Origin of the sequence: Rufibacter ruber (assembly GCF_001647275.1) — a bacterium.
Lineage (GTDB): Bacteria > Bacteroidota > Bacteroidia > Cytophagales > Hymenobacteraceae > Nibribacter > Nibribacter ruber_C.
This window is the reverse complement of record NZ_LRMM01000117.1, coordinates 1-6,827: the sequence shown is the minus strand read 5'-3', so window position 1 is coordinate 6,827 and position 6,827 is coordinate 1. Positions and strand designations below refer to the sequence as shown.

The following is a 6,827-nucleotide window of genomic DNA, read 5'->3' as shown; positions in this document are numbered from 1 at the left end:
GGTTTTTCCGGGCCCATTGTTTTTCTTGAAAAACTAGACTAGAAAAACAGAAAAATAACACCAATCTTAGTGCGTTAAGTTAATATTCTTTCGCGTTAAATCAAACGAGCATCCCTGTTGCTGCTGTGACTTAGGGTGCAAGTGGCTTCGCGGTTACTAGCATTCCTGTTCTTAGAGGCCACACCAGTGCCCCTATAAAAAGGGCAGGAAACAGGGATTACAAATCCCCGACAGAGTGGTTCAGGATTAGAAATCCTGAACAGCGGCCAGCGGCGATCCGTGCTATTCCTTATCTATTAGTCTAAATTCAATTTTTTTCAATTATGCCTGGGACAGAAGTACAGCACACTATTCTGTCATCCTGAATGGATCTTGTGGGCAAACTAGAAAAGCACTTCATGCCCGCTTTTGCCGTCCACCACCAAGGTCGTTCCAGGATGACAGAAAAATCACCACACCACTTTTTGTCCTGACATTTAGCAGCAAAAGGCATTACACCAACTGAACAGGTTGTGCAGCTAAGTCCTGTTTTCGGCCTGTTTTTCAGAAAACAGCCCGAAAACAGGAGGTGAAACCTTTACCTTGGGAAAGCCATGGCAATGCCGCCGTCTACGTTGAGCATGTTCCCGGTAGTTTTGCTGAGTAGGCCGCCCACAAAGGCGAAGCAGGCATTGGCAATGTCCTCTGGCAGAATGATCTGGTTGAGCAGCGTGCGTTTGGCGTAATAGGCGGGCAGCTCCTCCACGGTAATCCCGTAGGCTTTGGCCCTGCCTTCGGCCCAGCCGCCAGCCCAGATGTTGCTGTCAGAGATGACCGCGTCTGGGTTCACCACGTTCACTCTTATGCCGTCTGCCCCCAGTTCAGCGGCGTTGAGGCGGCTCAGGTGCAGTTGGGCGGCTTTGGCGCTGCCGTAACCGGCATTGTTGGGGCCGCTCACCAGCGCGTTCTTGCTCACAATGTTCAGGATATCACCGCCAATGGCTTGCTTGCGCATGACCTCCACGGCGGCCTGAGTGATAAAGAACTGGCCTTTCACCAGCACCTCATAAAGCAAATCCCAGTCTTTCTCGGTATGCCCTTCCACGGTTTTGGAAATGGACAGCCCGGCATTGTTCACCACAATGTCTACGCCCCCAAAGGCCAGAGCCGCAGTAGCAAAGGCTTCCTGAATCTGCTGGTCGTTGGTCACGTCTAAGGCGGCGGTGGCGTAGGAATCTCTGCCGTAAAGCTTCTTGAATTCTTCTCCTGCCCCTTGCAGACGCTCCTCGTTCATATCATTCAGAATCACCACGGCGCCTTCTTCCACAAACTTTCTGGCAATGGCTTTGCCAATACCCCCGGCACTGCCAGTCACCAGGACTATCTTCCCTGATAAGGCTTTGGGCTTAGGCATACGCTGCAGCTTGGCCTCTTCCAGTAACCAGTACTCAATGTCAAACGCCTCCTGACGCGGCAGCGAAGTGTATTCAGAAATAGCCTCAGCGCCTTTCATCACGTTGATGGCGTTCAGGTAGAACTCAGCGGCTACGCGGGCGGTCTGCTTGTCTTTGGAGAACGAGAACATGCCCACGCCAGGATACAGGATAATCACTGGATTGGCATCCCGAATAGCCGGGCTGTTGTCATGCTTGCAGGTCTCGTAGTACTGGGTGTACATCTGGCGGTAATCGGCAAACGCCGGAGCCAGGCGCTCCTTGAGGGCCTGCACATCAGACAAATCCTCATCTGGCGCTAAATTCAAGACCAGCGGACTGATTTTAGTGCGCAGGAAATGGTCCGGGCAACTGGTGCCCATGGGGGCCAGTTTGGCCAGGTCGTTTGAGTTGATAAACTCCAGTACGCGGGCATCATCTGTGAAATGGCCCACCATGTGGCGCTCACTGGAGCAGAAGCCCCGCAGGACCGGGGCCAGGGCGGCCGCCTGCTTTTTGCGCTGCTCAGCGGGCAGGCTTTCTATTTTGGCTCCGCCGAAAGCAGGGCCGTTCTTTTGGTAATTCTCCTCCAGGTATTCCGCGCAGCGCTCAATGACCTCCAGGGTGTTCAGGTAACTTTCATAGGCGGTGTCTCCCCAGGTGAAGAGGCCATGCGAGCCCAACATGATGCCCCTGATGCCGGGGTTCTCTTCCAGGCACTGGCGTAGCTGCAAACCCAGGTCAAAACCGGGGCGCTGCCAACCCACCCAGCCAATGGTGCCCCCAAACAATTCCTGCGTGATGCGCTGGCCGTCTTTGGCGGCGGCAATGGCAATGGCTGCGTCTGGGTGCAGGTGGTCAATGTGCTTGAACGGCAGAAAGCCATGAAGCGGGGTATCAATAGACGGGGCCTTGGAATTAAGGTCGAAGATGCTGTGGTTGAAGAGCTCCACCATCTCGTCTTCCTGGGCAATGCCACGGTACACGTTCTCCAGACTACGCAGGCGGTCTACGTACAAAGCCGCCAGGCCGCTCTTCTTCAACGTACCTAAATCACCGCCGGAGCCCTTGATCCACATTACCTCGGTATCTTGCCCGGTCAAGGGGTCTTTGGCGGTGGTTTTGCAGGAGGTGTTGCCGCCGCCGTAGTTGGTGAGGCGCAAATCAGCGCCCAACAGGTTGGAACGGTAAATGAGCAGGGCTACCTCATCGCCTTCCAGCTTGGCCGCCTCAGCCTCATTCCATAGGTAGCTCACATGTTTAAACGTAGTGTTTGCAGTTACTTCAGACATAGTTTCCTTTTTTTAATTGCCTCACCCCGACGCTCTGTAAAAGGAGCTAAACGCTTTCCTGTTTTCGGCCTGTTTTTCAGAAAACAGCGAAAACAGGCTTGGCGGAAAGAGTGATGAACGAAAGTAGGAAGCTTAAGGCAGGGAACTGTCCTGCACTGTCCTGCCCGCTGCCGACAGATTCTATGCAGAAAGTATTATTTATGGCGGCCTTCGCTGTTATTTCGGCAAAAAGCCAATTATAAAAACTCTAAAGATTAATAAATTGACAGTTGCCAACCCCATGAAACTCACCCGCTTGCCTGGCGCAGGCAATTGCTTTTAGCAATGGCTTAGAAACAGCCCGGTAACCGGGGTTTCTGAAAGTGGCACGCGCGTCTGTGTGGGACAGAGACCTTCTTCACCAGCTTTGATCTAAAGCGGTTTCGCGTTTCTATGTTCAGGTTATGGCGCAGGCATCCGGTGGTGCCTTATAGATCAGTAAGTTTCTGTTTTGGGGCTGTTTTTGGGAAAGTAGCCCCAAAACGCAGGCACAGGCTTGTGCTATGTTAAGGCCCCACGCTCCATATCGATAGATAAAGGGAAAACCATTCACCCGCTGCTAAGAATGGCTGCCGGGGCATTGGCCGTACCCGCCTCCTTAAATAGAGGCGCGTTTGATGATGGAGAAAGGCACCTCCAGGTGCTGGCGGGAATGCTGCAGGATAAGTTGCGCGGCCAAAGCCCCCATTTTCTGGAAATCTGTGGAGATAGTGGTAATGCCGTTGAGGATGAATCTTTTGAGCGGGGTTTCATTGTAGGAGATAACGCCCACCTGCCGGCCTACTTCCAGGCCTTCGGCCAGAATGCCTTGCAGAAGGGCTACCAGATCGCCTTCCACTAGATTAATGAACACGTCTCCCTCCTGAATCTCTGCCACCTGCACCTGGGGCAGCACCTGGTAGGCAAAATGGTATTGCCGGCAGAACCGTTCAAAGCCTGTCACAATCTCGGCGGGGAAATAGCTGTGGTGGGGGAACACGAGTTTCAGCACCCTGTACTTTCTCAGCTCTTCTGCCACCTGCGCAAGCGCCCCGTAAATATCCTGCTCAAAGTTCTCATACACGGCGGCAAAGTGGCCGGTCACGCCGGGCAGTTTCTTATCCAGCAGCACCAGCTTCTCTTTGGGCAGCAGGTTGATGACCTCGTGGGCCTGCTCTCCGCCCTCTACGAAATGGGGAATGATGACGTAGTGGGTGTACTCCTCTTTGCGGCGGGCCAGCATCTTCTTGAACAGCGCGTAGTCATTGTTGTAGATGTAGAAATCTACGTGCGTCTCTGGCCCCAGCGCCTCCACAAAGGCATCATAGATGATTTTCTTGTGGGCACTCAGTTTGTTGAACAGCAGAAACACCTTGAGGTTCTGCTGCAGCTGGGTGTTCTCTATGTAATACCCTTTGCCGGGCACAGAACCCAGAACTCCCATCTGCTTGAGCGCTTTGTAGGCTTTCTCAGCGGTATCACGGGAAATGTCCAGGCTATAGGTAAGCTCGTTGAGCGAGGGCAGCACGTCTCCCTTCCTGATCTGCCCCTTCTCAATAGCCGCCTGTATGGCGCTGGTCACCTGCTGGTATTTGGGCGTGGCCGCGTAGGGGTCAATGGAGAGACAGGAAAGAATTTGGTCTGGCGACATATTTTAAGTCAAACTTCTCTGAGCCTTAAAGGTACTATGAAACTGCTTCTGAACACTCCTCCCTATTTTTAATCTCAAACAAAAGACCTGCGGCTTTTGCGGTATGCACCATTACCAGCAGTACCTGAGCGGGTCTTGCAGCAGAACGGAGACAGGTTGGAAAGCAGAACCCAGCCGGTGCTGCGCCTGCTGTTTCGCCTCACGCACATCACCGGAGGAGTCCTGAATGTCTGCTGTCCCAGCCTTCACTAAAAGCGACACCTGCTAAACACCTCCCTTGGCTAAGACACATACAAATGGGAAGTGCCTTTTCCCTATGGACTCTAAGTGAGCTTTTGGGCAACAATTAAAGTGAGCTTCTGAGTAACAATTACGTTTACTTTTTCTGTTGAAGCAGTTGGTTGGTATCCCGTTTCTGCATTTCTAGCACCTTGGCTGGCGCAAGCTCCGGTTGTGCCAGCGTTTTAGGCCTGCTTTTCTGAAAACAGCCCCAAAACAGTAACTTAATTTTTAAAAGGAACAACCAGACGCTTGGGCCAGAAACATAAACGAGAGCGCTAATCAAACTCAGGGGGGTACGTCTAGTAGCCACCACAGAACAGCACGTTAGCAGTTAGAATTTTTCCGATCCGTTTCAATAAAATTTCCCTATCTAAATATTTACAATTAGCTGAATATTAATATTTACAACAACAAACACGCATACATCAAAATTGAATTTAATACGCAACCTCTCCTTTTCTTATCAGTAGAACTAATAAAAGGATTGCAACTAATCTTTATTTGAAAAGCAAATTAAACAACAAAGACTATGAAAAGTACAGTTTTAAAACCTTTGGCATTTTTAGCATTCAGCTCCTTTACCCTCTTCAGTTGTGCCAGCTCCAACACTACCGCCATGGAAGACATGAGCCGGACAGAAACCTCAGCCATGGCCGGTATGGCAATGGATGAAGATGACAACCAGCTGAATGTGTTGGTAGTGGAGGAACAAGTGATGGTGCCCATTGCCACCTTGGCGCCTACCGCCCTGCTCATGGAGAACCCAGAAGACATCAATGACATGTTTGATGCCATTGATGACACCGAAAACTATACTGTGTTGGAACTGGCCAGGAAAAGCCCTAACCTCACCACCTTTGTGCAGCTGATAGAGCGGGCCAACCTAACCGATGACCTGGAGCGGGTAGAAAAAGCCACGTTGTTTGCCCCTACCAATGAGGCGTTTGCCAAGCTGCCCAAAGAAAAACTGGAAATGTTACTCAGAAGCGACAACACGGCTTTGCTTTCCAGAATTTTGCAAGCCCACATTCTGGCATCAGAAGTATCTACCGCCAGGTTCAACAACAGCACCCGCATCAGCATGGGTGAAGACCGGTACATCCCCATCAGCACCAATAACCCAGGCAACACCATTTTTGTTGGCAGTGCCCAGATTGTTCGCAATGACGTGGAAGCCTCTAACGGTAGAATTCACGTGATTGACAGCGTGATCCTGCCAGATCTGGACGTGCGCGAAGGCAATGACATTAGATAACCTCCCTTCAATGGAAGAGAAGAAGGCTCCCTTTCTGAGAAAGGGAGCCTTCTTTTTTTGGCAGCTTCTGTTTTGGGGCTGTTTTCAGAAAAACAGCAAACAGAAGCTGATTGCCTTTTACAGCTGTAACTGCTGGGCGTAAGAGGCCCCTATGGGAACTTCTGCCCCTTTAATGGTCACCTGGTGGCGCTCCACTTTCTCAATCTTGTCTTTGGCCACAATATACGACCGGTGCACCCTAATGAACCTGTCCGCCGGAAGCACGTCACAGAGTTCGGCAATGGTGAAGCGGGACAGCAGTTTCTTGTTTTCCAGCACAAACGTCACGTAATTCCCGGCCGCCTCCAGATACAGAATCTCGTCAAACAGCACCTTCACCTGCTCATAGCCGGTTTTTAAAAAAAGGTACTCTTTGGCGGCTTGCGCCGAAGAAGGAGCGATCAGATGCGCCTGAGCCCTAAGTTTCAGAAGCTCCTGGGCTTTGTTGCAGGCTTTCACAAAACGGGCCAGGGAGAACGGCTTGAGCAGGTAATCAATGGCGTCCAGCTCAAAGCTGGTGACGGCGTGCTCAGAATAGGCGGTGGTGAAAATGACCAGCGGTTTTTTCTGGAGGCTGGCTACAAACTCAAGGCCGGTGATGTCTGGCATTTTAATGTCTAGAAACAGCACGTCTACCGGCTCCTGCTGCAGGTATTCCATGGCCTTGAAGGCGTCTGTGAAACAGGCGTTCAGCTCCAGGAACGGCACCTTGCTGGCGTGGGAGCGCACCACCTCCAGCGCCATGGGTTCATCATCTACGGCAATGGCTCTCATTCTTCTCGCTTGTTCTTCGGCCAAAGGCAGCCAAAAGGGGACTCAACTTTACAACTAAAAAGCTCCTTTCCGTTTTGGGGCTGTTTTTTCAGAAAACAGCCCCC

Annotated in this window: 5 protein-coding genes; 1 reads left to right on the top strand and 4 read right to left on the bottom strand. The window is 51.5% G+C overall.

Annotated features, from left to right (window positions below; translation table 11 throughout):
• Positions 1-577: 577 nt before the first annotated feature.
• The 3 genes from A8O25_RS21640 to A8O25_RS23350 form a co-directional block, all read right to left on the bottom strand.
• Positions 578-2,704 (bottom strand): bifunctional aldolase/short-chain dehydrogenase, encoded by a 2,127-nt coding sequence (locus A8O25_RS21640; protein ID WP_066839644.1) that lies wholly within the window; start codon positions 2,702-2,704, stop codon positions 578-580.
• Between the two features lie 637 nt (positions 2,705-3,341).
• Positions 3,342-4,373 carry a GntR family transcriptional regulator gene (locus A8O25_RS21635; protein WP_066839642.1) on the bottom strand — a complete coding sequence of 344 codons (1,032 nt, stop codon included), beginning with the start codon at positions 4,371-4,373 and terminating at the stop codon, positions 3,342-3,344.
• A 111-nt stretch (positions 4,374-4,484) separates the two neighbouring features.
• Entirely contained in the window at positions 4,485-4,622 is a 138-nt protein-coding gene (locus tag A8O25_RS23350) for a hypothetical protein (protein ID WP_161947811.1), read from the bottom strand.
• 586 nt (positions 4,623-5,208) lie between these two features.
• Here A8O25_RS23350 and A8O25_RS21625 point away from each other — a divergent pair.
• Positions 5,209-5,910, top strand: coding sequence for a fasciclin domain-containing protein (locus tag A8O25_RS21625; RefSeq protein ID WP_161947810.1), 702 nt, complete (start codon positions 5,209-5,211; stop codon positions 5,908-5,910).
• 117 nt (positions 5,911-6,027) lie between these two features.
• Here A8O25_RS21625 and A8O25_RS21620 read toward each other — a convergent pair whose 3' ends face one another.
• Positions 6,028-6,723, bottom strand: a complete 696-nt coding sequence (locus A8O25_RS21620; RefSeq protein WP_066839637.1) for a LytR/AlgR family response regulator transcription factor — start codon at positions 6,721-6,723, stop codon at positions 6,028-6,030.
• Positions 6,724-6,827 lie beyond the last annotated feature (104 nt).

What these genes read in the sequence shown, in the direction of transcription:
- A8O25_RS21635 (WP_066839642.1), bottom strand. Translation starts at nt 4,373, where the DNA reads ATGTCGCCAGACCAAATTCTTTCCTGTCTCTCCATTGACCCCTACGCG.
- A8O25_RS21640 (WP_066839644.1), bottom strand. Translation starts at nt 2,704, where the DNA reads ATGTCTGAAGTAACTGCAAACACTACGTTTAAACATGTGAGCTACCTA.
- A8O25_RS21620 (WP_066839637.1), bottom strand. Translation starts at nt 6,723, where the DNA reads ATGAGAGCCATTGCCGTAGATGATGAACCCATGGCGCTGGAGGTGGTG.